Raw genomic sequence first — 25013 nt, 5'->3', positions numbered from 1 at the left:
AAGTCGGATGTAATTCGATCGCCAACAAACAGTCATTTTGACAAAAATATGAAATTTCAGATTCCAATCCATTGTTTTTCAACGCAGCTAAAAAAGTCAAAAAACAGACACCCTCATAAACCCCGGATCCATCCTTCATCCGACCAACAGTCGCCCATGTCATACAGCTCTGGCATGAAATGGCGAATATTGGCATCGTGGGCCCTACGAAAACGTTGCTGGGCAACGGTTTCGAAGGCGCACCGTTGCGGGAAATTGTCGATCACTTTGCAATGGCTGATGCTGGCGCTGTTTGTTGGCGTCTACGGTTGCCTTGAAATCAAGGGGCTGTTTACCGCGTGGCGGCCACTTGAGGGGGCGCTCCAGGCCTCAGCGCCGGGTAATCAACCCTTGCCGGGCAACACGGGTGAGTTGCCTGATCACTTCAGGGGCGTCTTCAAGGCTGGGAGATTGAATCACCGCCAGATCGAAACTGTCGTCGGCAAAACGAGCGAGCGACTCACCGTCTTCGACAAACTGGATCAGGAAGGCAGCGGGACCGCCGGTACGACGTGGCCAGCCATCGAGATAACGCAAGAGCGTCGGCTGATGTTTGCCGCCAAGCAGGATTTTTGGATTGCGCTGGGTAAGATGTGCCGTGATCGGCGCGGGACGTACAACGGGGTTTAATGCATTCATTGTGTCGTGTCTCAGCCTCAAAAGTCTGCATGGCAGGTGAGAGGCAACACCGAACCAGCGCTTTAGCGGTATTTCGAAGCCAGTTCCGGCTTCTGTCGGCAACTGAATGAGTCACCTGGCGCCCCGCAAGTAGCTGTTTAAATCGGCGCATGTGCAACATCCTAGAGAAGCTGACTGGACAGTGTCAAGAATGACGCTCAACAAAAAAGGCCCGCACGATGCGGGCCTTTTCGTTGAGCCAGAGCGGTCAGCCGGCGATGACTCGGTCCGCCGAGAGTTTGCCCGCACCTTCGAACAATACCGCGATACTGCCACCGAGCAGGGCCAGGGCGAATTCGTAACCGTTGTTGGCCATGAACAGTCCGTTGCTGATGTGCACCGAGACAATTGCGACCAGCGACAGAAAGATCAGGCCAAGTGCGGCCGGGCGAACCAGCAGGCCGATGATCAAGGCCAGGCCGGCGAAGAACTCGATGCCGCCCGCCAGCATGGCCATCAGGTAGCCCGGAGTCAGTCCCAGGCTTTCCATGTACTGCGCGGTTCCCGCCAGACCATAGCCACCGAATGCCCCGAAGAGTTTCTGCGAACCGTGAGCGGCGAAGACAATACCGACAACGATGCGCAGAACCGTCAGGCCGTAGCCAGCGCGGGTAAACAGTACCTTGTTGATCAGAGTGCTCATGCTGTTTCATTCCTTATAAGTGTGTGTTGGTTGGCCGCCATACTAATCAGTAAATCGCATGTTAAAAGCGCAAAAAACCCGTCATAACAATCAGATTATCTGATCATTTTCGTGAGGCAACCTTTTGCCCCTGGGGCTCCAACGACTCCCGCTCCCGGTCGAACGCCAAGAAATACTTGTTCACGCTATTAACATAGCTGACGGGGCCCATGCCCACTTGCTCCATGGCAACGCGTTCGACCTGGAAGAACCACTGGTTGGGATTCAAACCTCGCCGCCGGGCTTCGGCGCGCATGCCCTGAACTCGCTCCGGCCCGATGTTGTAGGCCGCCAGCACGAAGGCCATGCGTTCGCGCTCGTTGAGTTTCGGGCTGGCAAAGAATTTGCGTCGGATCATTGCCAGGTACTTGGCCCCGGCCTGCACATTGCCGTCAACGTCCTGAATATTGTTGACCCCCACCCGCTGCGCCGCAGAAGGCGTGATCTGCATCAAACCGGTCGGGCCACCGCCACCGCGGGCGGCAGGTTGCAGGGCTGACTCCTTGAAGGCCAGCGCCGCCAGGTTCAGCCAGTCCATGCCCTGGGCATCGGCGTGTTTCTGCAGCACCGGGCGAAGATTTTCCAGGCGCTGCCGGTCCGCCTTGGCCAATGGGTAGTGCACTTGATAGAGACGACGATAGATCCGCAGGAACGCGACGTCCTGATCCGATGGTTTTTTGTAGACGGTGAGGAAGCGATCAATGCTGGCTCGCAGCATCGACGCATCGCGGCGCACGAACCAGAATTCGTCTCCCGGATCACTGATGAGTACCTGCTTGTCGAAACGCAGGTTGGGCAGGATCTTGCCCCAGCGTTCAGCGATCGGCTGCTCGACGATGGTCAGGTGGAAGATCCCGCCCTGCACCATCTCCAATACGTCCTCGACGGCAAGGCTCGGATCGACCCATTCGACTTTGACCGGTGGCAGTTTGTGCAGGGCGAGCTTTTGATTGATCTGGCTGACGGCATCCCCGGCGGCGCTGCCGGCGGGTAACGCCAGGGTCTTGCCGGAAAGCTGTTCAAGCCGGGTGTAGCGACGTTCACCTTTGATGCCCACCAGGACCAATGGGATGTTGCTGGCAATCGGCTCACTGGTGCTGACGGCGAAACCCGCTTGCAGATCGAGCAACTCTCCGGGCGCCACCAGATCGCCCTCCCCGCGCTGCAATGCACCGAGCAGTTGATCCTTGGCCTTGGGAATGATCTTGAGGGTGATTTCCTGACCGTCACGGGCGTGGCCGTTGAGGTATTGCTCGAAAGCTCTCAGGCGATGGTATTCGACCCCGATCGCCTGTCCCTGGACTTCGCCGGAACTGTTGCGGCTCTGGTTGACCAACACCCGCAGCACACGACTGCTGCGGATTTGCGCAAGGTCGCGCACCTCGCTGGCCGGTACGGCTTGCAGTGGCCCGGGCAGACGCGCGGCCGCCGACATCGGCAGTAGCAGCGAACAGCACAGCAGTAGCAAAACCGAGGGACGAATCATCCACTCTCCGGAAAGAATATGAGGCCCGCTTCAATGACGAATGACATCAAGCACGGCGACAAAAACAGAGCGCCCGAGGCGCTGGCAACGTGCGAAAGACTGGCACAATGATGGCAAAACTACCAACCCGGCTTGGTCTGCGGCTCAAGAGACAGCGTTAACCCGTTGTAGTTCTTGGCTTTTCTTATAAATCCACGGCTCTGATATGCTTTCCGGCCTTTGGGCCGAGGTAGCACCATGCAACTCATCGATATCGGCGTCAACCTGACCAACCACAGTTTTGCCGACAAACACCAGGCCGTACTCGACCGCGCCTACGCGGCCGGCGTATGCCAACTGGTGCTGACCGGCACCAGTGTCGAGGGCAGTGAACAGGCCCTTGAGCTATGCCAACAACTGGACGAAAGCCATCAGCGTCTGTTTGCCACCGCCGGTATTCACCCTCACTGCGCCAGCGACTGGAACGCCGACAGTGCCCGACGTTTGCGCAGCTTGCTCAAGGAGCCGAATGTGGTGGCCGTGGGCGAATGCGGGCTGGATTTCAACCGTGATTTCTCGCCGCGTCCGCAGCAGGAGAAGGTCCTCGAAGAACATCTGGCAATGGCCGTTGAATTGCAGTTGCCGGTTTTTCTGCATGAACGCGACGCCAGCCAACGTTTGCTGGAGATCCTGCGCGACTTCCGCGATCAACTGCCGGCCGCCGTGGTGCACTGTTTCACCGGAGAGCAGAAGGCACTGTTCGGCTACCTCGACCTGGATTTGCACATCGGCATTACCGGCTGGATCTGCGACGAGCGCCGGGGCACGCATTTGCATCCGCTGGTCAAGGAGATCAAGCGCGGGCGCCTGATGCTCGAGAGCGATGCGCCGTACCTGCTGCCGCGCAGCCTGCGCCCCAAACCGAAAAACGGGCGTAACGAGCCGGCGTACCTGACCGAAGTATTGCGCGAGGTGGCACTGCATCGCAGCGAAAGCCAGGAAGATCTGGCGGCGCACACTACAGCGTGCGCACGGGCGTTCTTCGCGTTGCCCTCCATCCCACAGTAAACACAGAACCCCTGTAGGAGCGAGCTTGCTCGCGAAGGCTGTCTATCATTCAACATTGCAGTCGACTGATACACCGCCTTCGCGAGCAAGCCCGCTCCCACATTGACCTGTATCAAAATCCGAATTCTGCATGGCGGCACAATACTGGCACCTTGCCAAAACTGTTTCCGCTATCAGAGAAGACCTCCATGGGTGCCTGGCTTAGCAATATCTCGCTGAAATACAAATTCTGGGCGGTCAACGCCGTCGCTTTCGTCACCACCCTGTTGTTGGTGCTATACGCGGTGCAGCTCGAACAGCAGGCTCGCAGTCAGTCCGCCCGGGCTTCGGCCCAGGCCCAAGCGCGATTGCTCGAAGCCTGGCCCGCAGGGCAACCACTGCCCCACGCCGACAACCTGCTGGCGTTCAGTCGCGGGCAGGCACCCACGCTCGATGGACACCCCGTGCAGGAGCTGGTCAATGCCAACGGCTGGGTCGAAATCAACGCAATGCCGCTGTTTGGTGACAACCCGTTGATCGGCGCCGAAGTGTTTACCCGCACCGGTGGCCAGCAGGTCGCCGTGATTGCCCATGGTCCGAGCCTGAGCCAGGTGTTCAGCGAACGTTTTGCCAATTACGCGGCGGCCGTATTCATCCTGATGCTGGCAATGCTCGGTGCATCGCAGCTATTGATCCGCTTCCTGCTCAGTCAGCTCAACACCTTGAAAGACGTCATGTTGCACGTGGAGAAAACCGGCGACCTGTCAGCCCGTGTGCCATTGGCTTGCAGCGACGAAGTCGGGCAAATGGCCAACGCCTTCAACGCCATGCAGGCCGGTTATCAACGGGTGGTCAACACTGTCGCCAGCACCGCCCGGCAACTGGACGTCGGCGCCGCGCGGCTGGCGGCCAGCATGAATGAAGTGCGTCACGGCATGCTGGGCCAGCAAAGCGAAACCGATCAGGTCGCCACGGCAATCAATGAAATGACGGCCACGGTCTATCACATCGCCCAACACGCGGGCGCCACCCGTGATCTTTCGCAATCGGCCGATACCCTGGCCGGCAGCGGCCAGGAGGTCGTGACGCGGGTGCAGAGGTCGATTGCCGGACTGTCCACCGGCGTCCAGCAGACCGCCGAGATGATTCAGCGCCTGGCCGAGGACAGCCAGAAGATCAACGGCGTAGTCAACGTGATTCACAGCATCGCCGAGCAGACCAACCTGTTGGCGCTGAACGCCGCCATCGAAGCGGCACGGGCCGGCGAGATGGGTCGCGGTTTCGCGGTGGTCGCCGATGAAGTGCGCAACCTTGCCAAACGCGTGCAGGCCTCCACCGATGAAATCACCCTCATGGTGTCGGCGTTGCAGGCTGGCACGCGGGACGCCGTGGACTTCATGCAAGAGAGCTCGTTCAAGGCCGACGATTGCGTGCAACAGGCCCAGGAGGCCGGTTCGGCACTGGCCGAGATCACCGGCGCGGTGGCGCAGATGCGTGAAAGCAACACGCAGATCGCGGTGGCGGCCGAGCAGCAGAGTCAGGTGGCGGAAGAGATGAACCGGGCGGTGGTGAGCATCCGTGACGTGACCGAGAATACGGTGCAGCAGACGGTGACTTCGGCGATTACCAGCAATGAGTTGGCGGCATTGGCCGGGGAGTTGAGCAAGGCGATAGGTCAGCTGAAACTTTGAGGGCCTCTTCGCGGGCAAGCCCGCTCCCACAGTTGAAATGCATTCCCCTGTGGGAGCGGGCTTGCTCGCGAAGAGGCCGGAACCGGCAACATCAATCCAGACCATGACGCCTATCAAGCCAATAGCCAGCCTTGATTCGCCGCCAGCATTGACCGAGCCTATTCTTCACCATATGTGTTCAACATGGATCGAGGATCAGCATCATGGGCAAACGTCACCCCAACCTTCCCGCCTGGCAATGGCGAGCGTACCCGAACAATCATCAGCACCCGACCAATCTGGTGCTGCACCTGATCGCGGTGCCGCTGTTCATCGTGGCGTTTCTGTTGATCGTGTCCGGGGTATTCAGCCTGAGCCTGGCGAACGTCGCCATTGGCGTGATCGGAGTGATTGCGGCGCTGGCCCTGCAACGCCACGGCCACAGCATGGAGACGCAAGCCGCCGAGCCATTCAGTGACCGTAAGGATGCAATATCGCGCCTGTTGGTCGAGCAGTTCCTGACGTTTCCGCGGTTTTTCCTCAGCGGTGGCTGGTGGCGCGCCTGGCGTGAGCGCCACCGCCGTCACTGATCAGGCGAACACCGTCACCGTCTGCCGGCTCATGGCGATCAACCGGCCATCCGCGCTCCACAGTTTCGCGGCGGCATGCCCGTAGCCGTCGGCGGCGTGCTCGGTTTCGACGAGGTATTTGCACCAGTCCAGGGTGCTCAGTTGCAGCAGCGGTTGCACGAACTCGATGGTCCAGGTCAGCGTGCTGCCCATCGCCGGTTTCTTCAAAAACGGCATCAGGGCCGGTGGCCAGGCGTCCACCAGCGCCAGAATATGCGCCTCGCTGATGGCCTCTTCTTTCACGTCGCCGCGCAAGCGTACCCAACCGCCCATTTGCCGGGATGTACTACCGCTGAACGGCAGCCCGCCGACGCTCCAGCGCATCGCCAGATGCCGCATGAACTCCGGGAGGACGCCTTCGACAAAAGGCAATTCCTGACACTCGTCCCAGTGCTTCATTTCCGGTGCCGGTTCAGCAGCCACCGCCACTTCCGAGGGGCGCGAGGCACCAAAGCTGCCCTGGATCAACGTCACCACCTGACCCTTTTGCATCACCCGGCCCAACACTTGGCTGACGGCCTTGCCTTCGCGCAGCACGTCGACCTCAAAACTGACCGGAACCTCGGGTTCAACCGGGCCGACAAAGGTGATTGCCAACGAGCGCACCGGACGATCCATCGGAACCCGGGCACGCATGGCTTCGTACTGCAAAGCGGCCACCAGGCCACCGAAACTGGCCCGCCCCTGTGCCCAGGAGGCCGGGATAGACAGCTCCAGCGGCTGGCTACGGACAGCGTCGAGCAATTCGGAAAAACGCATGAAAACCTCAGGGATCGGAAAAAGATGAGGGGATCTTAACCAGCCAGCGAAGGCTATACAGCGCCCATTCCGGCCAAATTGACTGACAGATGAGCCGTGCAGGTTCCATGTCGAACATAAAACACTGTGGGGGCGGGCTTGCTCGCGAAGAGGCCATCAGCCCTGACATTGATGGTGACTGACAAACCGTCTTCGCGAGCAAGCCCGCTCCCACATTTGTTCGATGGTGGTCTCAGGATTTGAAGCAATCGCGACTGAGTTTTTCCAGCACGCGGTCCGCACGCTGTTCAGCCTCGGCCATGTTGGCCTTCCAAACCGCAACACAGGGCAACAAATCCGCTTCTTGTTCAGCCATGACCAGCCATTGCACGCAATCGTGCCAGTCACCCAGCGCACCCTGGGCCGATTTCAATCGGGGCATGGCCGCTTTCGGCAAACGGTCCAGCTCGGGGTAAGCGTCGATACCATAGCGCACGCGCTTGATCAGCAGGCGCAACCGGTGACGGTCGTGGGTCGGGTCGTGCAATGCTTCGTCGAGTTTTTTCCACTGCTTGCCCAGGCGCTTTTCGATGCGCTTGCGCAGGCCCTTGAGCAGTCCCTGGCGCTGGGCAGCGCGTAGAAAACGCGGAAACGCATCAAGGACGATCAGCATTTGCGCGAGCTCGGGACTGGCCGCCACGGCCGGATAGGCCTCGGCCATTTGCGCCATGCGCCACTGTGCAGCTTGCGGTTGATGGTGCTGGAGCAGGTACGCCGCCAGTACTTCGCGATCACGTAGTGGCGTGGTCAGACCGCCCACCCGGGAGGCGGCCGCTTCCAGCTGTTCGACACCGGGCAGCCCGCGCAAGGGGCGCAACAGGCTGCGTAAGCGACGCATGGTTGTGCGCAGATCGTGTAACGCTTCTGGGTCAGTACGCTCTTTCAAGCGGGCCTGACAGGCCAGCAGACGAACTTCCAGGCCCAGGACATGAGCCACCAACCGATCGATCATGGGGGGGTTACTCCGTAATCAGCGCCATACATCTGTAGGAGCTGGCTTGCCAGCGATGGCGACATCAGGTCGCGGTAATGTTCAAGGGCCGTTCGCCGGCAAGCCGGCTCCTACAGGACTAGCAGTGTTTTTAACGCCCCGCGCGCGACTCACGAATATAGAAGCGGGCCTTCTCGGCTTTGGTGGTACACCCTTCGAACCCCTCGAATTGCTGCTGGGTCTTGGCCGCGGTCAACAGCGACAAGGCCTTGGAGTAGCTGACGGTCCCGGCGAAACCTTCGGCCTTGGCCAGGTCCAGCTCATGCCACGCGGCATCCAGGTTACTACCGCAACTGTCGCGATAAGCGGTTTTGCCGGCACAACCGGCGAGCGCCAGGGCAATCAATGGCACGCAAATCCAGGCTTTCATCACTCACTCCTCAAATATAGGTCAACAGTCGTGCAGGTAAGACGGTGTGGCACCTGAAAAGTGCCGTTGGTCCGTTGTGCAAACTATAGCGCTGCCGAGGATAACCATGTGCCGCCATGGAGTGTCGAAAATACGACGTTCTTGCCCCATCGAACGACCATGGCGATTGAAGCATGCCCCTCGATGGGTGCATTGTTGAACCATTCAATCGAGGGCGATCCATGAAAAAGCGTGTCGCACTGGTATTGGGCTCGGGTGGAGCCCGGGGTTATGCGCATATTGGGGTCATTGAAGAGATCGAACGGCGCGGCTATGACATTGCCTGCATCGCCGGTTGCTCCATGGGCGCGGTGGTGGGCGGGATCTATGCCGCCGGCAAACTCAACGATTACCGCGACTGGATCGAGAGCCTGGATTATCTCGACGTGTTGCGTCTGGTGGACGTCAGTTTTCGTCTGGGGGCAATTCGTGGCGAGAAAGTGTTCGGGCAGATCCGCAAGATCGTCGGCGAGGTCAACATCGAAGACTTGCGTATCCCCTACACCGCGGTTGCCACCGACCTGACCAACCAGCAGGAAATCTGGTTCCAGGAAGGTTGCCTGCATCAGGCCATGCGCGCCTCGGCAGCGATTCCCAGCCTGTTCACTCCGGTGATGCAGGGCAACCGCATGCTGGTGGATGGCGGCATTCTCAACCCGCTACCGATCGTGCCCGTAGTGTCGAGCCACTGCGACTTGATCATCGCGGTCAACCTCAACTCCACCAACCAGCGCCACTATCAATTGCCGGTCATCCAGCGCCCCGCTGCCTTCAAGACCCGCTTTGACAGCCTGATCAATTCCGTTGGCTCGAAGTTGCCGTTCCGGCGCAAACAGGCCGAACAATTGTTGGTCCTGGAACAGGAAGCCTTGAAGGCCGAAGGTGCGGACTTCAACCCGTGGATCGAATCCGCCGAGCCCGAAGCGCAGCAACCGGCGGCCGCTCCGCAAACCAGTGGTGCACCCCGCTCCGCAACCGGTTCGTTCATCATCGACAACGTCGGGCCGGCGTCCTTGCTGGATTTGATCAACCAGAGTTTCGAGGTGATGCAGACGTCGCTGGCGCAGTACAAGATTGCCGGGTATCCACCGGACATCCTGATCAACGTGCCCAAGCGTGTGTGCCGGTTTTTCGAGTTCTACAAGGCGCCCGAGCTGATCGCGCTGGGACGGGAGATTGCGCGGGATACGCTGGATCGGTATGAGAATGAGCAGAACTGAACGTCTGAAAACTCTCGATTGAATGTAATGCCCTCTTCGCGAGCAAGCCCGCTCCCACAATGACCCTGTGGGAGCGGGCTTGCCCGCGAAAGCGCCAGATCAGTCACCACAAAATTTCAAAACTATTCACTCAACAACCGATACCCCACCCCCGCCTCGGTAACGATGAACCGTGGCTGGGTCGGGTCATCCGCCAGTTTCTGGCGCAAGTGCCCGACCACGATGCGCAGGTAGTGGGTGTCTTCGGTGTGAGTCGGTCCCCAGATGTCCTTGAGCAATTGCTGCTGGGTGATCACCCGCCCGGGGTGCCGCGCCAGTTGCGCCAGCACGGCGTATTCCTTGCGAGTCAGCGCGACTTCGGCACCGTCGAGCAGTACCCGGCGATACGCCAGGTCGACAGTCAACGGACCGAAGGTCAGCGCCGCTTGTTGGACCTCGCCTGCAGGCGCCTGGCGCAACAACGCACGAACCCGTGCCAGGAATTCCTGAATGCCGAACGGCTTGGTCACGTAGTCATTGGCGCCGCCATCCAGGGCCTCGACTTTCTGCCCTTCACCGGCGCGCACGGAGAGCACCAGCACCGGCACCGTCGACCACTCGCGAAAATCGCGCAATACCTGTTGGCCGTCCATGTCCGGCAGGCCGAGGTCGAGCACCAGCAAGTCCGGTTTGTTCAGCGCGGCTTGTGCCAATCCTTCGCTGCCGGTACCGGCCTCCAGCACTTTATAGCCCTGGGACGCGAGGCTGATGCGCAGGAATTTGCGGATCTGCGGTTCGTCATCGATGACCAAAATGGTCGCGGTCTGGCTCATGAATTCACATCAACACATAGAAGTGGCAAGAGAGTAGCGCAAGCACGATCAGGCTTCACCTTCGTATCCCGGCTGAGCCTGTAGCGGCAGATGCAAGGAAATGCAGGTGCCACGCCCTTCGATGCCGTCGGCGACGCTGATGCGCCCGCCATGGGCACCGACCATGCCCTGACAAATCGCCAGCCCCAACCCGGTGCCCTGCCCGCCACGATCACCTCGCGCCGCGGTGTAGAACATGTCGAAAATCTTCGCCCGCTCCGCCTCCGGAATCCCCGGTCCCTCATCGCTGACCGAAAAAAACAACTCACCGTCATCAGCCCCGGAGCGCAATTGCAAACGCCCGTGTGGCGGCGAAAACCGCGCGGCGTTTTCCAGCACGTTGATCAGTGCCTGTTCGATCAGTGCGGCATGCACGTACAGCAGCGGTAGTTCGGCCGGCACGTCGGTGCTGACCTGCAACGACGCAAGGACTGCCCGCAGGCGGTTGAGCGCGCTGCCGACGATGTCCGCCGGCGACACCCAGTCCCGCGCCAGCTTCAGGGCACCGTGGCCGAGCCGGGTCATGTCGAGCAGGTTTTGGATATAGCGGTCGAGGCGCTCGGCTTCATCGCGGGTGCCTTCGAGCAGCTCACGCCGATCCTCCAGCGGGATCGCTTCACCCAGGGCCAACAGGCTGTCGATACTGCCGCGCATGGACGTCAGCGGTGTGCGCAAATCGTGGGATACCGAAGCCAGCAAGGCACTGCGCAGTTGCTCGGTTTCGCCGTGCAGCCGCGCCGCTTCCAGATCATCGGCCAGTTGCGCCCGGGCCAGCGCCTGGGCCAGCGGCTGGCTCAGCGCGGTCAACAAGCGCCGGCGCTGGCCGCTCAGGATCTGGCCCTCCTTGGCGCATACGCCGAGCAACGCCAGCGGGCCGTCCTCCACCGATAACGGCCACCACCACCAGCGGCCGAACGGCAAGGTGCCGGTGCCCGCACCCGCCGGTTGATCGTGCTGCCAGGCCCAATCGGCGGCGGCGCGTTCGGCTTCGGTGAACTCCAGCGGGCCGCCGGTTTCGACTTTCCAGCCGTTTTGCCCGTCGCGATTGAGCAGGCACAGTTGTACATCACTCCAACCGTTGAGGTGTTGGGCAGCCGCGCTGACCACGGCCTGACGGTCGGTGGCGGCGGTGAGTTTGCGTGACAGGTCGAGCAATTCGGTGGTCTCTTCCTGGGTATCGCGCAGTGCCTGCAATTGCCTGCGCTGGCGCGCCGCGAGGTTGCCAGTGAGGGCTGCCATCAGCAGGAAGAACAGCAAGGTCAGCACGTCTTCTTCGCGCTGGATGCTGAAAGAGAAGTTCGGTGGAATGAACAGAAAGTCATAGGTCAGAAACGACAGCGCCGCACAGGCCAGAGCCGGCCCGAGACTGCTGCGTACCGCCACCAGCAAAACGGCGGCAAGGAACACCAGGGAAATATTTGGCAGTGGCAGAACGCTCGCCACGGCCCAGGCCAGGGCACTGGCCAGAACCGTCGCGAACACGGCCAGCGCGTAGTCGAACCAGACCAGCGACTGCATCGACCGCTGATGGGGTTGATGCTGTTCGTGATCGCTATCGAGAACGTTGATTTCCAGTCCGCGAGCATTGCGCAGCAGTCGCGCCGCCAGCCCGCCACCGAACAGACGTCGGCGCAAGCGCGGCCGGGATTGACCGACCAGCACCAGGCTGGCGCGACGTTCGGCAGCATGCTGGATCAGAGTTTTCGCCACTTCACCGGCCCGTAGCAACACCACTTCGCCCCCCAGCCGTTCAGCCAGTTGCTGGGCACTTTGCAGGCGCAGGCGCGACTGCTCGTCACGCACGCGGCCGTTGTCCACGTGCACCAGGCTCCAGGGCAGGTGCCGTCGCTGGGCCACGCGACTGGCATGCCGCACCAGGCGCTCGGCCTGGGCATCACCGTCGACCCCCACCAGCAAACGCCCGCGCACGGCTGGCGCCGCTTGACCGAGTTGGCGATAGCCCTGAGCCAGATCGTTATCGACCTGAGCCGCCGCGGTTTGCATCGCCAGTTCGCGCAGGGCCGTCAGGTTGGTTTGGGAAAAGAACGCGTCGATGGCCGCCCGCGCCTGCTCCGGCACATAAACCTTGCCATCGCGCAGGCGCTCCAGCAGCTCCCGTGGCGGCAAGTCGATCAGCAGCAGTTCATAGGCTTCCTGTAACACCCAGTCCGGCAGGGTTTCGCGGACCTGCACGCCGGTGATGCCGCGCACCTGGTCGTTGAGGCTTTCCAGGTGCTGGACGTTGACCGTGGTGTACACATCAATGCCGGCGGCAAGCAGTTCCTGAATATCTTGCCAGCGTTTTTCGTGACGGCTGCCCGGGGCGTTGGTGTGCGCCAGCTCGTCGACCAGCACCAGTTTCGGTTTGGCTTTGATCAGACCGTCGAGGTCCATTTCTTCGAGCAACACGCCACGGTACTCGGAACGCACCAACGGCTGCTGCGGCAAACCGCTGAGCAGTGCTTCGGTTTCGGCCCTGCCGTGGGTCTCGACGACGCCGGCGATGATTTTCACCCCTTGGCGTAACTGGGTGTGGGCCGCCTGCAACATGGTGTAGGTCTTGCCGACACCCGGCGCGGCGCCGAGAAATACCTTGAGCCGTCCACGGCCATCGCGGGGCAGGTCTGCTAACAGCGCGTCGGCGCGGCCGGAGTTGCTCATGCTTGAAGCTCTCTTTTTTCTTGAAGGGAATGGGTGACCGTTCTACCGCCTTCGCGAGCAAGCCCGCTCCCACATTAGATCTTCAGTGGCCACAAGTTGTGTGTACGACACCTATCCAGTGTGGGAGCGGGCTTGCTCGCGAATGGCTCCACCACGGATTTACAGTTTTTCCAGCGCCAGGTTCAACTCAAGCACATTCACCACCGGCGGGCCTACCAGTGGCTGCTCGATGTGGGCGTCCAGCAGTTGCTGCAGGGTCGCTACCGGCAGGTTGCGCGCCGTCGCGACACGCGCCAGTTGATAGGCAATCGCGGCCGGTGGCAAGTGCGGATCGAGACCGCTGCCGGACGTAGTGACCAGCGCCAATGGCACCGGCCCCTGGCCTGGCACCAGCAGTTTACCGGCATCGTCGATCACCCGCGTGGCCAGGGCCGGGTTGCTGGGCGACAGGTTGCTGGCACTGCTCGACACGGTGGCAAAGGCACCGGCCGAAGGGCGCGGGTGGAACCAGGCGTCACCGACGAAATCCTGGGCGATCAGCGAGGAACCGCGGACCTTGCCCTCGGCATCACGCACCAGGCTGCCGTTGGCCTGATCCGGGAAAGCCACCTGGGCCACGCCGGTGACCACCAGTGGATAAGCGACGCCGGTAATCAGCGTCATCAGAACTAGCAGGCTCAGGGCCGGGCGTATCAATGTGGACATTTCAAAATCCTCGAATTGTAGGAGCGAGCTTGCTCGCGAAGAACCGGAGAGCGCCGCGTTTATCCAGACAGAACGCGTTATCGTTAACGTCCATCGCTAGCGAGCTAGCTCCTACAGGGGGGTGTCGTTCGCGAGACCTGTAGGAGCCGGCTTGCTGGCGATCGAGCGCGAAGCGCTCGCCATGGGTCAAACCAAATGCAACGCCGTCAACAGCATGTCGATCGCCTTGATGCCCACGAACGGCACCAGAATCCCGCCCAGGCCGTAGATCAACAGATTGCGCCGCAGCAACGCCGCCGCACTCGCCGCTTGCACCCGCACACCGCGCAGCGCCAGTGGAATCAACACCACGATGATCAGGGCGTTGAACACGATCGCCGACAGAATCGCGCTCTGCGGACTGCTCAGGTGCATCACGTTGAGCACGCCCAGTTGCGGGTAGATCGCGGCGAACAACGCCGGCAGAATCGCGAAGTACTTGGCCACGTCGTTGGCGATGGAAAAAGTCGTCAGCGCACCGCGGGTGACCAGCAATTCCTTGCCGATCTGCACCACGTCCAGCAACTTGGTCGGGTCGCTGTCGAGGTCGACCATGTTGGCCGCTTCACGTGCCGCTTGCGTGCCGTCGTTCATTGCCATGCCGACGTCCGCCTGGGCCAGGGCCGGGGCGTCGTTGGCGCCGTCGCCGCACATGGCGACCAGACGACCGTCGTTTTGCTCGTGACGAATGCGCGCCAGTTTTTTCTCCGGCGTGGCTTCGGCCAGCACATCGTCCACACCCGCTTCAGCAGCGATGGCGGCGGCGGTCAACGGGTTGTCGCCGGTGACCATGACAGTGCGAATCCCCAGCTTGCGCAGTTCGGCGAAACGCTCGCGGATGCCGGGCTTGACCACGTCCTTGAGATGGATCGCGCCGAGCAGTTTACCGTCGGCACACACCAGCAACGGGGTGCCGCCGCTTTGGGCGATCTTGTCGATTTCACGGGACAACGGTGCCGCCAGATCGGCACGCTTGAGGCCCACGAACGCCAGCAACGAATCCACCGCGCCTTTGCGGTACACGCGCCCTTGATAGTCGACACCGGACAAGCGGGTTTCGGCACTGAATGGCACGGCTGTCAGCATGTCAGCGGACGGCTCCGGTTGCGGATGAGTGCCGCGCAGGTACTCGACGATCGATTTGCCTTCCGCTGTGTCGTCGGCCAGTGAAGCCAGCAATGCGCCTTCGGCCAGTTCCCTGGCTGTCACGCCAGGCGCGGCATACACCGCCGAGCAACGACGGTTACCGAAGGTGATGGTGCCGGTCTTGTCCAGCAGCAGGACATGCACGTCCCCCGCCGCTTCCACCGCACGACCAGACTTGGCGATCACGTTCAGGCGTACCAGTCGATCCATCCCGGCGATACCAATGGCCGACAGCAAACCGCCGATGGTGGTCGGAATCAACGTGACCAACAGCGCCACCAGGAACACCAGCGGCAGATTGCCATTGGCGAAGTGGGCGAACGGTTGCAGGGTGACGACCACCAGCAGGAAGATCAGAGTCAGGCCGATCAGCAGGATGTCGAGCGCTACTTCGTTCGGAGTTTTCTGGCGCTTGGCGCCTTCGACCAGGGCGATCATGCGGTCCAGGGTCGACTCGCCGGGGTTGGCGGTGATCTTCACCAGCAGCCAGTCGGACACCAGTCGGGTGTTGCCGGTAACGGCCGAGCGGTCGCCACCGGACTCGCGAATCACGGGTGCCGATTCACCGGTAATCGCCGCTTCGTTGACCGCCGCGATACCTTCAATCACCTCGCCGTCACCGGGAATCATCTCCCCCGCTTCGACACGCACCACGTCCCCTTTGCGCAGGCTGGCGGCCGGCACCACCTGGAACGTGCCATTGCTGGTTTTGCGCCGGGCGCTCAGACCTTCGCTACCGGCCTTGAGGCTGTCGGCGCGGGCCTTGCCGCGGCCTTCGGCCAAAGCTTCGGCGAAGTTGGCGAACAGTACGGTGAACCACAGCCACACAGCGATTTGCGCGGCAACGAAAGTCGGCACCGCCGTGTCTGGCACGAAGCAAAGTACGGTGGTGAGGATCGCGGTCAGTTCGACTACCAGCATCACCGGCGCACGTTGCAATTGCCGTGGGTCGAGCTTGACGAAGGCTTGCAGCAGCGCCGGACGCCAGAGGGCCGAGATCGCGGTTTTTGGGGCTTCGGCCGACTTGGTCGGTGATGCAGGTTTTGAAGCTGGAACATGCATATTCATGATGGATTCCTTAGCTCCCTATTTCAGAAGAGCAGCCATACTCAGGTGTTCAGCAATTGGGCCCAGTGCCAGGGTCGGCAGGAAGGTCAGGCCGCCCACCAGCAAAATGGTCACGGTCAGCAGGGTCACGAACAGCGGGCCGTGGGTCGGGAAGCTGTTCTGCCCGATCGGTGCGGTTTTCTTCATCGCCAGGCTGCCGGCCAGGGCCAGAACCGGGAGGATGTAGCCGAAGCGACCGATCAACATGCCCAGGCCCAGCATCAGGTTGTGGAACGGGGTGTTGGCGCTGAAGCCACCGAACGCAGAACCGTTGTTGGCACTGGCCGAGGTGTAGGCGTAGAGCAGCTGACTGAAACCGTGGGCGCCAGGGTTGCTCACGGCTGCCACCGGACCTGGCAGGCTGGCGGCAATCGCACCGAGCACCAGCACGCCAATCGGCATGACCATCAGGGTCACCACCAGCAATTGCACTTCCTTGGCTTGCAGTTTCTTGCCGAGGTATTCCGGGGTGCGGCCGATCATCAGACCGGCGAGGAACACCGCGATCAACACGTTGAGCAACATGCCGTAGAGCCCGGCGCCAACGCCACCGAAGATCACTTCGCCAACCATCATGTTGACCAGCGCCACCATGCCGCTCAGCGGGTTGAGGCTGTCGTGCATGGCGTTGACCGAACCGTTGGACGCCGCGGTGGTAGTCACCGACCACAACACCGTGGCGGTGGTGCCAAACCGCGCTTCCTTGCCTTCCAGCGGCGCGGCCTGTTCGACAGCGACGTTGTTCAAGGCCGGGTTCGGTTGGTACTCAGCCCACAGCGAAGTCGCGCCGCCGATCAGGAACAACGCGAACATGCAGGCGACGATGGCCCGGCTCTGACGCTGGTCCTTCACGTAGTGACCGAAGGTGAACACCAGCGCCACGGGGATGAGGATGATCGAAGCCAGTTCAAACAGATTGGCCCAGGCTGTCGGGTTCTCGAACGGATGCGCCGAGTTCACGCCGAAGAAACCGCCACCGTTGGTGCCCAGTTGCTTGATCGCAATCTGGCTGGCGGCCGGACCGAGCGGGATCACTTGATCAACCCCCTGCAGCGTCACCGCATTCACATACTGCGCGAAGGTTTGCGGCACGCCCTGCCAGACCAGGTACAGCGCCAGCAGAAGGCACAATGGCAGCAGGCCGTAGAGGGTGGCGCGGGTCAAGTCGACCCAGAAGTTACCGAGGTTTTTTGTCGACTTGCGACCGATACCACGGCACAACGCGACCAATACCGCCAGGCCGGTGGCGGCGCTGACGAAGTTCTGCACGGTGAGGCCGACCATCTGGCTCAAATAGCTCAGGGACGCTTCACCGCTGTAAGCCTGCCAGTTGGTGTTGGTCATGAAGCTGACGGCGGTGTTGAACGCCAGCGTCCACTCCTGACCCGGCAGGTTCTGCGGGTTCAGCGGCAGGTGGTCCTGGAACAACAGGATGGCGAACAACAGCAAAAAGCCCGCGAGGTTGAAGGCAAGCAAGGCCAAGGCGTATTTCTGCCAACTCTGTTCGGCTTGCGGGTCAACCCCGGCCAGCCGGTAACAGCCACGCTCGACCGGCCCGAGGACCGGCGTCAGCCACGTGCGCTGGCCTTCCATTACTTTGTAGTAGAAGCGCCCCAGAAACGGCGCCGGGACCAATACCAGGGCGAAAAAACCGAGGATCAGCCAATAGTCATAACTGTGCATAGCCGCTCCTAGTTCCGGTCCGCGCGCAACAGTGCAACCAACAGATAGATGAACAGTCCCACTGCCAGCAGCAGCGACACCCCGTCCAGAACGCTCATGGAAGTTCTCCGTGTTACGGCGTATTGCCGCGTGTGGAGTCATTGTCGGAAAAGAGGCTGTAAAGGAACGAGATCGAGGGTGCGCGCGGGGCATAAAGAAAGCGTAAAGAGTGGGTTTATGCGGGGGTTACAGGGTGCCGGGAGGAGCTCCGGTGCGGAAAACACCGGGAGTGTCGTACGTAGAACTCTAAATTGTGCGCGAGAGTAGTGATTGACGGCTGCAAGTCATGGATAATCCAGCCTAATTGGCGCGACGCAACTGAATGGGGTCAAGAATTCTTGCGCCTCCTCGTTCGCGCCTGCAAGCTACTGCTATCCGCATTACTGAGAAGGCTGGCCCAACATGCGTATCCTTATTACCGGCGGAGCCGGTTTCATAGGCTCGGCCCTTGTTCGCGAGCTGATTCAACACACTGAGCATGATGTGCTCAACCTGGACAAATTGACTTATGCCGGCAATCTCGAGTCGCTGACCAGCATTGCCAACGACACTCGCTACGAGTTTGTTCAGGCCGATATTGTTGATCAGGCGACCGTCAGAGCAGTACTGGCACGTTTCCAGCCTCACGCGATCATGCACCTGGCAGCGGAGTCCCACGTCGATCGCTCCATCGACGGGCCATCGGAATTCATTCAGACCAACATCGTTGGCACCTACAGCCTGCTCGAAGCCACCCGCGCCTATTGGCAAGCCCTCCCGGAGCCTGAGAAAAGCACCTTCCGCTTTCATCACATTTCCACAGACGAGGTTTACGGCGACCTGCACGGTGTCGATGATCTGTTTACGGAAACGACGCCCTACGCGCCGAGCTCGCCCTACTCCGCCAGCAAGGCGGCGTCCGACCACCTGGTCCGCGCCTGGCAACGCACCTATGGCCTGCCGGTGCTGCTGACCAATTGCTCGAACAATTACGGGCCGTTCCACTTCCCCGAGAAACTGATTCCGCTGGTCATCCTCAATGCCTTGGCCGGCAAGCCTCTGCCCGTGTATGGCAATGGCCTGCAAGTTCGCGATTGGCTGTTCGTCGAAGATCATGCCCGGGCACTGCTCAAAGTGGTGACCACCGGCACCGTCGGCGAGACTTACAACATCGGCGGGCACAACGAACAAAAGAACATCGACGTGGTGCGTGGCATCTGTGCCCTGCTTGAAGAACTGGCACCGCACAAGCCTGAGGGCGTTGCGCATTATGCCGACCTGATCACGTTCGTCCAGGATCGTCCTGGTCATGACTTACGCTACGCAATCGACGCCAGCAAGATTGAACGCGAACTGGGCTGGGTGCCCGAAGAAACGTTCGAAACCGGTTTGCGCAAAACCGTTCAATGGTACCTGGACAACATGGAGTGGTGCCGCCGTGTTCAAGATGGCAGCTATCAGGGCGAACGCCTTGGCGCCATCAATTCCAAGGAGTTGCTCGCATGATGAAAGGTATCGTTTTGGCGGGTGGCTCTGGCACACGCCTGCATCCCATTACGCTCGGTGTATCGAAACAGCTGTTGCCGGTCTACGACAAGCCCATGATCTACTATCCGATCTCGGTGCTGATGCTGGCCGGTATCAAGGATATTCTGCTGATCTCCACCCCGCAGGATCTGCCTCAGTATCGCAATCTGCTGGGTGACGGCAGCCAGTTCGGGGTGAATTTCAGCTTTGCCGAGCAACCATCACCGGACGGTCTGGCCCAGGCTTTTCTGATTGGCGAAGAGTTCATTGGCGATGACCCTGTGTGCCTGATCCTGGGCGACAACATCTTCCATGGCCAGCACTTTGGCGAACAATTGCAGAACGCGGCAAAACGCTCCTCCGGCGCCACCGTGTTCGGTTACTGGGTCAAAGACCCCGAGCGCTTCGGTGTCATCGATTTCGACCGCGATGGCCGTGCGCTTTCGATCGAAGAAAAACCGAAAAAGCCGAAATCCAGTTATGCCGTTACCGGCCTGTATTTCTACGACAACGATGTGATCGAGATTGCCAAGGCGGTAAAACCTTCGCCTCGCGGCGAGCTGGAAATCACCGACGTCAACAATGCCTATCTGCAACGTGGCGATCTGCAAGTCGAACGCTTTGGTCGAGGTTTCGCCTGGCTCGACACCGGCACCCACGATAGCTTGCTCGAAGCCTCTCAATACGTGCAAACCATCGAACACCGCCAGGGTTTGAAAGTGGCGTGCCTGGAAGAGATAGCCTATGAAAATGGCTGGATCAACCGCGAACAGTTGCTGGAGCGCGCCCGATACTTCGGCAAGACGGGCTATGGCCAGTACCTGGCCAAATTGGCCGGGGAAGAGTAATGGGTCTGTGTGAGTCCGATTTGCCCCGTGACGAGACTGGACTGTTTCCATGAAAGTACTCATCAATGGCCGGCATGGTCAGGTCTCACACGAGCTGCAACAGCGGCTGGGTGCTGTCGGCGAGCTGATCGTATTGGGTCGCGATCAGCTCGATCTCGCGCAACCCGATCAGATTCGCCGTCAGGTGCAAAACGTCCGGCCCGATCTGATCATCAACGCGGCAGCCCATACAGCGGTTGATCTGGCAGAAAGCGAGCCGCAAACCGCCTTTGCCATCAACGCGGTAGCTCCCGGCATCCTTGCCGAAGAAGCGCTGGCTCTTGATATTCCGTTGATACATTACTCAACAGACTATGTATTCGACGGGATGAAGGCCGGACCTTACACCGAGGACGACGCGCCAAATCCGCTCGGGGTGTACGGCAAGAGCAAGCTGGCCGGTGAACAGGCCATCAGGGATGTGCAAGGTAAACATCTGATCCTGCGTACCAGTTGGGTCTATTCAACCCATGGCCGCAACTTTCTGCTGACCATGCAGCGTTTGCTGCAAGAGAAACCGGAGTTACGTGTAGTCGCCGATCAAATCGGAGCACCAACATGGGCCGGTACAATCGCTGATAGCACCCTTGCCCTGATCGAACGCTGGCAGGCGAACGAAGTTGCTAAATGGGGTACTTATCACCTGACCGCTCAAGGTGAAACCTCCTGGTTCGGCTTCGCCCAGGCGATCGGCGAAGCGTTGCGACAACAGGGCAAGCATTGCGCCGACCTGTTACCGATCCCGTCCAGCGACTACCCGACACCCGCAGCCCGGCCGCTCAACTCGCGCCTGGATTGTGGTCGCTTGCAGCGCGATTGGGGCGTCAGTCAACCTGACTGGCAAACGGCGCTGCGCGAGTGCCTTAGCAAACAAACCTGAGCATCAACCGCTGCCCGCACCTGCATTGAGGCAGCCGGCGCCTGCATCGCGGCCGGTTTCGCGTACTTCATGCTCAGCGCGCAATTGCGCGCCGACGCACCGGCGAATGCGATATTGACCGGACATTGAATGCGTTCGAGTGAACCTTGAACAACAGGCATAGAATGGGGGTGATAGCGATGGAACTGCGATGAAACCCCATCACTCAAAGTGGTATGCACGATCGGTTGGCGAACCCTCGCCGACCCGCCTGCCTTCAAGGAGAGTCCTATGCCCTGGTATGCCTGGTTGATTCTGGTCGTTGCCATCGGCTCGATCGTTGGTGGTCTGATGATGCTGCGCGACACCGCCAACAAGGTCGAACTGACCGAAGAGCAACGTAAGCGCGTCGCCGAACGCAATGCGGAAATGGACGCCAAGGAAGCGCAGGACCGCTGACTGAAAACCCCGCCTTGAACGGCGGGGTTTGTTTTTGCGTGAATACTCCTGAAACCATGCTGTTTTGTGCCCATATCGAAGCATCTGCATGTTTTTTAGAAGTAGAAGTACAGTCACCATGCAATTTTCATTGGTTAATATGGCCGCATTGATGCGGAGATATCAGATGCGTTACTCGCAGGACCATAAAGCCCAGACCCACCAACGCATAATCAAAGAGGCTTCAGCGCGATTTCGACGCGACGGTATCAGCGCGACCGGGCTGCAACCCCTGATGAAAGCACTGGGCTTGACCCACGGTGGCTTTTACTCGCACTTCAAGTCCAAAGACGAACTGGTGGAAAAAGCCTTGCAAGAGGCTGGCGTACAAGTCGACGGCTTGTGTGCGCAAATCTTCGCCGAGGAGCATCCACTCGAAACCTTCATCGACACCTACCTGTCCGAATGGCATCAAACCTCGCCTCAGGAAGGCTGCCCGCTGCTGACCATCTCTTCGGAACTGGGGCTGCGTGGTCAACCGAGTCCAACCAGCGATGTCGTGCTCCAGGCGCGACTCGATCAGATCCAGCACACCCTTGGCGGAGAGCGCACCGCCGACCGCAGCATCGTCATCATGTCTACGCTGGTCGGGGCCTTATTGTTATCCCGCAGCGTTGCCGACGCCGAGTTTGCCCAACGGATTCTCGACGTCGCACGCGAACACCTCAAACACTCACAGGATTAACCCTGCCAACGCTTGAACAGCACACTGGCATTGACCCCGCCAAATCCGAAGCCGTTGGACAACGCGTATTCGATGGCCATTGGCCGCGCATTGCCATGCACGACGTCCACACCTTCAGTGGCAGGGTCCGGGTTCTCGAAATTGAGGGTTGCCGGCACGATCTGGTCGCGGATCGCCAGCAGCGTAAAGATCGCTTCGAGTCCTCCCGCTGCACCGAGCAAATGCCCGGTCGCCGACTTGGTCGATGTCACGGCGATGCCGTTTTGCGCACCGAACAACGCCTTGATCGCCGCCAGCTCACCCAGATCACCCACCGGGGTCGAGGTTGCATGAGCATTCAGATGCTGAACCTGAGCCGGTGAAACACCGGCCTGCGCCAACGCCAACGACATCGCTCGCCGCGCACCGCTGCCGTCCTCGGGGCCAGCGGTCAGATGATAGGCATCAGCGCTGGTGCCGTAGCCGACCAGCTCCGCCAGAGGTCGGGCGCCCCGGGCCAGCGCATGCTCCAGAGACTCGATGACCAGCAGCCCGGCCCCTTCTCCCATGACAAAGCCATCGCGACCACTGTCGAAAGGCCGCGAAGCACGCTCAGGCGTTTCGTTGTAAGCGCTGGACAGGGCGCGAGCAGCCGCAAACCCGGCAAGACTGACGCGATCGATCGCCGCTTCAGCACCGCCGCACACTGCGATATCCGCCTCACCCGCACGAATCAGCCGCGCCGCGTCACCTATCGCCTGAACCCCGGCGGCGCATGCCGTGACCGGCGCACCTAATGGCCCCTTGAAGCCATGCTGGATCGACACATGACCTGCCGCGAGGTTGACCAGAAACGACGGGATGGTGAATGGAGACAAACGTCTCGGGCCACGACTATCGGTGGTGCGCACCGCGTCGGCAATCGCGCCAAAACCACCCACACCTGAACCGATGATGGTGGCCGTGCGCTCCTGGGCGTCGGCATCCAGCGCTTGCCAGCCGGCTTGCTCCAGTGCCTGACGCGCGGCTTCCATGGCGAACAGAATGAATCGGTCCATCTTCTTCTGTTCCTTGGGTGGGGTCGCCCGGTCCGGATCGAACCCCGCCTCCGGATCATCAGCTAGCGTCGGCACTGCACCGCCGACCTTGGCCGGCAGATCGGCAATCACCTCTTCCGGTAGATTGCGCAGCCCGGAGCGCCCGGCCAGCAGCCGTTCCCAGACCACTTCGACACCGCTCCCCAGCGGCGACACCAGGCCCATGCCCGTTACAACTACACGACGATCATTCATACCGCACACACCTCAAGACGGTTGATGGCGCTTACCGATAACGGGCAGCAGCCTTGCTTTTGGAAAGGTTAGGCGCCATCACATAACGCGCCGCCACGAACGCATCCCAATCCGCCGCATCGGGCAACGAAGGAATAGTGATCAATTCACCCTGATCCAGACCCGACAACGCAGCATCGACCATCTCACCTGCCTCCATCACCATTTCCGCAGGAATCTGTGACGCATCGATACCGGAGCGCTCCCAGATTTCAGTACGTGTCACACCGGGCAGCACTGCCTGGATCTTCACCCCGGTGCCATCCAGCTCGGCGTTCAACGATTGAGTCAAGCTCAATACATAAGCCTTGCTGGCGCTGTACGTCGCATTGAAACGCTCAGGAAACAATGCCACCACCGATGCAATGTTGATGATCGTGCCGCGCCCGGCCTTGGTAAAACCGGCCGCAGCCGCCGCGGCCAATCGCGTGACAGCGGTGATATTCAACTGAATCATTCGCTCCAGTTGATCGGTATCGGCATTGGCCAACAGCCCGTCCGCCGCCACACCGGCGTTATTGAGCAACAGGCTGATACTCGAATCGACGCGTAACCGCTGTTCGAGTTGCAGCACGTCTTCTTTTTGGGTCAGGTCCGCCTTCAGCACTTCGACCTTGATCCCATGCTCCGAGCGCAGCTTGCTCGCTGCCGCCTCCAGTCGCTGCTCGTCGCGAGCCACCAGCAACAAATCAAAACCACGGGCTGCCAACCGCTCAGCGTAAACCGCCCCGATACCGGAGGAAGCACCGGTGACGAGGGCCGTACCTTGGGACTGAACCGAATTCATGACTGTGCTCCTGAAGGATGCCGAGAGATGCCTGACGCCAAAACACTTCGGCGCAAGCGGCGTTTATTATAGGCATAATCCAAATTCAATATGATAGCCGTAATTTATTATTCCCGAGGAACGGGCGGCTCTCGGCAGTGGCCCGGTCAGAATGAGCGTAGACCCGGAATGAACGTGAAACCGCACCGGGCGTCTGCAATGGAAACGGCTGGCCCGCCGCGCATAAGTCTCGCTACAGACAAAGGCCGATCAATGATCGGCCTTTGTCGTTCAGTCACATGCTTAGTTCACTTCGATCTTGTCGCGGTTTCTATCCAGAATCGCTTTGCCGATACCCTTCACTTCCAGCAATTCGTCAACTGACGCAAACGCACCATTACTTTCACGATAAGCAACAATCGCTTTGGCTTTGGCCTCGCCCACTCCAGCCAACTCACGTTGCAGCGTAGGTGCATCAGCACTATTGAGATCGACTTTGCCGGATTGCGCCTTGGCGGCTACATCCCGCACCAAAGGAGCATTCATCACCTCAGGTGCGCTGACAGGCGCGGCGTTTGCCGTAAGAGAGGCGCTGGTGAGAAGGGCGAAAACCAGAGAGTAGAAACTGCTTGTACGCATTAGT

At 60.4% G+C, this 25013-nt stretch carries 24 protein-coding genes and 1 pseudogene; 10 read left to right on the top strand and 15 right to left on the bottom strand.

All coding sequences use genetic code 11. The features are described from left to right. Positions 1 to 174: 174 nt before the first annotated feature. Positions 175 to 358, top strand: a pseudogene (locus AC07XF_RS07490) (hypothetical protein); the annotation flags it as partial. 11 nt (positions 359 to 369) lie between these two features. Here the strand turns inward: AC07XF_RS07490 and AC07XF_RS07485 are convergent. From AC07XF_RS07485 to AC07XF_RS07475, 3 genes are all read right to left on the bottom strand, one after another. Further along, positions 370 to 678: a hypothetical protein gene (locus AC07XF_RS07485; protein ID WP_008001428.1), complete on the bottom strand. Its 309-nt coding sequence runs from the start codon at positions 676 to 678 to the stop codon at positions 370 to 372. A 247-nt stretch (positions 679 to 925) separates the two neighbouring features. Further along, positions 926 to 1360 (bottom strand): DoxX family protein, encoded by a 435-nt coding sequence (locus AC07XF_RS07480; protein ID WP_495026004.1) that lies wholly within the window; start codon positions 1358 to 1360, stop codon positions 926 to 928. 103 nt (positions 1361 to 1463) lie between these two features. Further along, on the bottom strand, positions 1464 to 2885 hold the full coding sequence (locus AC07XF_RS07475) for an MltF family protein (protein ID WP_495026003.1): 1422 nt from the start codon (positions 2883 to 2885) through the stop codon (positions 1464 to 1466). 237 nt (positions 2886 to 3122) lie between these two features. Here AC07XF_RS07475 and AC07XF_RS07470 point away from each other — a divergent pair, with 237 nt between their 5' ends. The 3 genes from AC07XF_RS07470 (at position 3123) to AC07XF_RS07460 (ending at position 6171) form a co-directional block, all read left to right on the top strand. After that, complete coding sequence (locus AC07XF_RS07470) at positions 3123 to 3932, top strand: TatD family hydrolase (protein ID WP_495026002.1); 810 nt, start codon at positions 3123 to 3125, stop codon at positions 3930 to 3932. A 188-nt stretch (positions 3933 to 4120) separates the two neighbouring features. Further along, positions 4121 to 5602 (top strand): methyl-accepting chemotaxis protein, encoded by a 1482-nt coding sequence (locus AC07XF_RS07465; protein WP_495026001.1) that lies wholly within the window; start codon positions 4121 to 4123, stop codon positions 5600 to 5602. A gap of 203 nt (positions 5603 to 5805) precedes the next feature. Then, positions 5806 to 6171 (top strand): DUF962 domain-containing protein, encoded by a 366-nt coding sequence (locus AC07XF_RS07460; RefSeq protein WP_495026000.1) that lies wholly within the window; start codon positions 5806 to 5808, stop codon positions 6169 to 6171. On the opposite strand, the gene AC07XF_RS07455 is transcribed toward AC07XF_RS07460, so the two are convergent. From AC07XF_RS07455 to AC07XF_RS07445, 3 genes are all read right to left on the bottom strand, one after another. Further along, on the bottom strand, positions 6172 to 6969 hold the full coding sequence (locus tag AC07XF_RS07455; protein ID WP_495025999.1) for an acyl-CoA thioesterase: 798 nt from the start codon (positions 6967 to 6969) through the stop codon (positions 6172 to 6174). A 232-nt stretch (positions 6970 to 7201) separates the two neighbouring features. After that, on the bottom strand, positions 7202 to 7960 hold the full coding sequence (locus tag AC07XF_RS07450) for a CHAD domain-containing protein (RefSeq protein WP_495025998.1): 759 nt from the start codon (positions 7958 to 7960) through the stop codon (positions 7202 to 7204). A gap of 130 nt (positions 7961 to 8090) precedes the next feature. Then, positions 8091 to 8369: a hypothetical protein gene (locus tag AC07XF_RS07445; protein ID WP_008000319.1), complete on the bottom strand. Its 279-nt coding sequence runs from the start codon at positions 8367 to 8369 to the stop codon at positions 8091 to 8093. A 221-nt stretch (positions 8370 to 8590) separates the two neighbouring features. Here AC07XF_RS07445 and AC07XF_RS07440 point away from each other — a divergent pair, with 221 nt between their 5' ends. After that, the gene (locus AC07XF_RS07440) at positions 8591 to 9628 is read left to right on the top strand and encodes a patatin-like phospholipase family protein (protein ID WP_442098021.1); all 1038 of its coding nucleotides are present in this window, start codon (positions 8591 to 8593) and stop codon (positions 9626 to 9628) included. A gap of 122 nt (positions 9629 to 9750) precedes the next feature. Here the strand turns inward: AC07XF_RS07440 and AC07XF_RS07435 are convergent, their stop codons facing one another. The 6 genes from AC07XF_RS07435 to kdpF all read right to left on the bottom strand — a co-directional run bounded on the left by AC07XF_RS07435 (position 9751) and on the right by kdpF (position 17918). Next, positions 9751 to 10440 (bottom strand): response regulator, encoded by a 690-nt coding sequence (locus tag AC07XF_RS07435; RefSeq protein ID WP_495025997.1) that lies wholly within the window; start codon positions 10438 to 10440, stop codon positions 9751 to 9753. A 48-nt stretch (positions 10441 to 10488) separates the two neighbouring features. Beyond that, entirely contained in the window at positions 10489 to 13140 is a 2652-nt protein-coding gene (locus AC07XF_RS07430; protein WP_495025996.1) for a DUF4118 domain-containing protein, read from the bottom strand. Positions 13141 to 13299: 159 nt separating this feature from the next. Continuing rightward, positions 13300 to 13845 carry a potassium-transporting ATPase subunit KdpC gene (kdpC, locus tag AC07XF_RS07425; RefSeq protein ID WP_495025995.1) on the bottom strand — a complete coding sequence of 182 codons (546 nt, stop codon included), beginning with the start codon at positions 13843 to 13845 and terminating at the stop codon, positions 13300 to 13302. Between the two features lie 186 nt (positions 13846 to 14031). Then, positions 14032 to 16098, bottom strand: a complete 2067-nt coding sequence (gene kdpB, locus AC07XF_RS07420; RefSeq protein ID WP_495025994.1) for a potassium-transporting ATPase subunit KdpB — start codon at positions 16096 to 16098, stop codon at positions 14032 to 14034. 18 nt (positions 16099 to 16116) lie between these two features. Beyond that, positions 16117 to 17820, bottom strand: coding sequence for a potassium-transporting ATPase subunit KdpA (gene kdpA, locus AC07XF_RS07415; RefSeq protein ID WP_495025993.1), 1704 nt, complete (start codon positions 17818 to 17820; stop codon positions 16117 to 16119). An 8-nt stretch (positions 17821 to 17828) separates the two neighbouring features. Next, positions 17829 to 17918 (bottom strand): K(+)-transporting ATPase subunit F, encoded by a 90-nt coding sequence (gene kdpF / locus AC07XF_RS07410; protein WP_007899818.1) that lies wholly within the window; start codon positions 17916 to 17918, stop codon positions 17829 to 17831. Positions 17919 to 18261: 343 nt separating this feature from the next. Here kdpF and rfbB point away from each other — a divergent pair, with 343 nt between their 5' ends. The 5 genes from rfbB (at position 18262) to AC07XF_RS07385 (ending at position 22294) form a co-directional block, all read left to right on the top strand. Continuing rightward, positions 18262 to 19344 carry a dTDP-glucose 4,6-dehydratase gene (rfbB, locus tag AC07XF_RS07405; RefSeq protein WP_495025992.1) on the top strand — a complete coding sequence of 361 codons (1083 nt, stop codon included), beginning with the start codon at positions 18262 to 18264 and terminating at the stop codon, positions 19342 to 19344. Continuing rightward, a complete protein-coding gene (gene rfbA / locus AC07XF_RS07400; protein ID WP_495025991.1) occupies positions 19341 to 20213 on the top strand; it encodes a glucose-1-phosphate thymidylyltransferase RfbA in 873 nt (290 codons plus the stop codon). The genes rfbB and rfbA overlap by 4 nt, the downstream gene beginning before the upstream one ends. 49 nt (positions 20214 to 20262) lie before the next feature. After that, positions 20263 to 21132, top strand: a complete 870-nt coding sequence (gene rfbD, locus AC07XF_RS07395) for a dTDP-4-dehydrorhamnose reductase (RefSeq protein WP_495025990.1) — start codon at positions 20263 to 20265, stop codon at positions 21130 to 21132. A gap of 270 nt (positions 21133 to 21402) precedes the next feature. Continuing rightward, entirely contained in the window at positions 21403 to 21570 is a 168-nt protein-coding gene (locus AC07XF_RS07390) for a DUF2897 family protein (protein ID WP_079246726.1), read from the top strand. Positions 21571 to 21736: 166 nt separating this feature from the next. Then, positions 21737 to 22294 (top strand): TetR/AcrR family transcriptional regulator, encoded by a 558-nt coding sequence (locus AC07XF_RS07385; RefSeq protein WP_495025989.1) that lies wholly within the window; start codon positions 21737 to 21739, stop codon positions 22292 to 22294. On the opposite strand, the gene fabF is transcribed toward AC07XF_RS07385, so the two are convergent. From fabF to AC07XF_RS07370, 3 genes are all read right to left on the bottom strand, one after another. Continuing rightward, the gene (gene fabF, locus AC07XF_RS07380) at positions 22291 to 23565 is read right to left on the bottom strand and encodes a beta-ketoacyl-ACP synthase II (RefSeq protein ID WP_495025988.1); all 1275 of its coding nucleotides are present in this window, start codon (positions 23563 to 23565) and stop codon (positions 22291 to 22293) included. The two genes, AC07XF_RS07385 and fabF, sit on opposite strands and share 4 nt — an antisense overlap. A 31-nt stretch (positions 23566 to 23596) precedes the next feature. After that, on the bottom strand, positions 23597 to 24391 hold the full coding sequence (locus AC07XF_RS07375) for an SDR family NAD(P)-dependent oxidoreductase (RefSeq protein WP_495025987.1): 795 nt from the start codon (positions 24389 to 24391) through the stop codon (positions 23597 to 23599). Between the two features lie 282 nt (positions 24392 to 24673). Further along, positions 24674 to 25009 (bottom strand): ComEA family DNA-binding protein, encoded by a 336-nt coding sequence (locus AC07XF_RS07370; protein WP_495025986.1) that lies wholly within the window; start codon positions 25007 to 25009, stop codon positions 24674 to 24676. Positions 25010 to 25013: the final 4 nt, after the last annotated feature.

The sequence above is a fragment of the Pseudomonas sp. GW821-FHT01C01 genome (assembly GCF_059422645.1).
This window is presented reverse-complemented; position numbering and strand designations above follow the sequence as displayed.

Excerpts from the sequence above, each read along its gene's own strand:
- AC07XF_RS07485 (WP_008001428.1), bottom strand. The coding sequence starts at position 678 with ATGAATGCATTAAACCCCGTTGTACGTCCCGCGCCGATCACGGCACAT.
- AC07XF_RS07480 (WP_495026004.1), bottom strand. The coding sequence starts at position 1,360 with ATGAGCACTCTGATCAACAAGGTACTGTTTACCCGCGCTGGCTACGGC.
- AC07XF_RS07475 (WP_495026003.1), bottom strand. The coding sequence starts at position 2,885 with ATGATTCGTCCCTCGGTTTTGCTACTGCTGTGCTGTTCGCTGCTACTG.
- AC07XF_RS07470 (WP_495026002.1), top strand. The coding sequence starts at position 3,123 with ATGCAACTCATCGATATCGGCGTCAACCTGACCAACCACAGTTTTGCC.
- AC07XF_RS07465 (WP_495026001.1), top strand. The coding sequence starts at position 4,121 with ATGGGTGCCTGGCTTAGCAATATCTCGCTGAAATACAAATTCTGGGCG.
- AC07XF_RS07460 (WP_495026000.1), top strand. The coding sequence starts at position 5,806 with ATGGGCAAACGTCACCCCAACCTTCCCGCCTGGCAATGGCGAGCGTAC.
- AC07XF_RS07455 (WP_495025999.1), bottom strand. The coding sequence starts at position 6,969 with ATGCGTTTTTCCGAATTGCTCGACGCTGTCCGTAGCCAGCCGCTGGAG.
- AC07XF_RS07450 (WP_495025998.1), bottom strand. The coding sequence starts at position 7,960 with ATGATCGATCGGTTGGTGGCTCATGTCCTGGGCCTGGAAGTTCGTCTG.
- AC07XF_RS07445 (WP_008000319.1), bottom strand. The coding sequence starts at position 8,369 with ATGAAAGCCTGGATTTGCGTGCCATTGATTGCCCTGGCGCTCGCCGGT.
- AC07XF_RS07440 (WP_442098021.1), top strand. The coding sequence starts at position 8,591 with ATGAAAAAGCGTGTCGCACTGGTATTGGGCTCGGGTGGAGCCCGGGGT.
- AC07XF_RS07435 (WP_495025997.1), bottom strand. The coding sequence starts at position 10,440 with ATGAGCCAGACCGCGACCATTTTGGTCATCGATGACGAACCGCAGATC.
- AC07XF_RS07430 (WP_495025996.1), bottom strand. The coding sequence starts at position 13,140 with ATGAGCAACTCCGGCCGCGCCGACGCGCTGTTAGCAGACCTGCCCCGC.
- kdpC (WP_495025995.1), bottom strand. The coding sequence starts at position 13,845 with ATGTCCACATTGATACGCCCGGCCCTGAGCCTGCTAGTTCTGATGACG.
- kdpB (WP_495025994.1), bottom strand. The coding sequence starts at position 16,098 with ATGAATATGCATGTTCCAGCTTCAAAACCTGCATCACCGACCAAGTCG.
- kdpA (WP_495025993.1), bottom strand. The coding sequence starts at position 17,820 with ATGCACAGTTATGACTATTGGCTGATCCTCGGTTTTTTCGCCCTGGTA.
- kdpF (WP_007899818.1), bottom strand. The coding sequence starts at position 17,918 with ATGAGCGTTCTGGACGGGGTGTCGCTGCTGCTGGCAGTGGGACTGTTC.
- rfbB (WP_495025992.1), top strand. The coding sequence starts at position 18,262 with ATGCGTATCCTTATTACCGGCGGAGCCGGTTTCATAGGCTCGGCCCTT.
- rfbA (WP_495025991.1), top strand. The coding sequence starts at position 19,341 with ATGATGAAAGGTATCGTTTTGGCGGGTGGCTCTGGCACACGCCTGCAT.
- rfbD (WP_495025990.1), top strand. The coding sequence starts at position 20,263 with ATGAAAGTACTCATCAATGGCCGGCATGGTCAGGTCTCACACGAGCTG.
- AC07XF_RS07390 (WP_079246726.1), top strand. The coding sequence starts at position 21,403 with ATGCCCTGGTATGCCTGGTTGATTCTGGTCGTTGCCATCGGCTCGATC.
- AC07XF_RS07385 (WP_495025989.1), top strand. The coding sequence starts at position 21,737 with ATGCGTTACTCGCAGGACCATAAAGCCCAGACCCACCAACGCATAATC.
- fabF (WP_495025988.1), bottom strand. The coding sequence starts at position 23,565 with ATGAATGATCGTCGTGTAGTTGTAACGGGCATGGGCCTGGTGTCGCCG.
- AC07XF_RS07375 (WP_495025987.1), bottom strand. The coding sequence starts at position 24,391 with ATGAATTCGGTTCAGTCCCAAGGTACGGCCCTCGTCACCGGTGCTTCC.
- AC07XF_RS07370 (WP_495025986.1), bottom strand. The coding sequence starts at position 25,009 with ATGCGTACAAGCAGTTTCTACTCTCTGGTTTTCGCCCTTCTCACCAGC.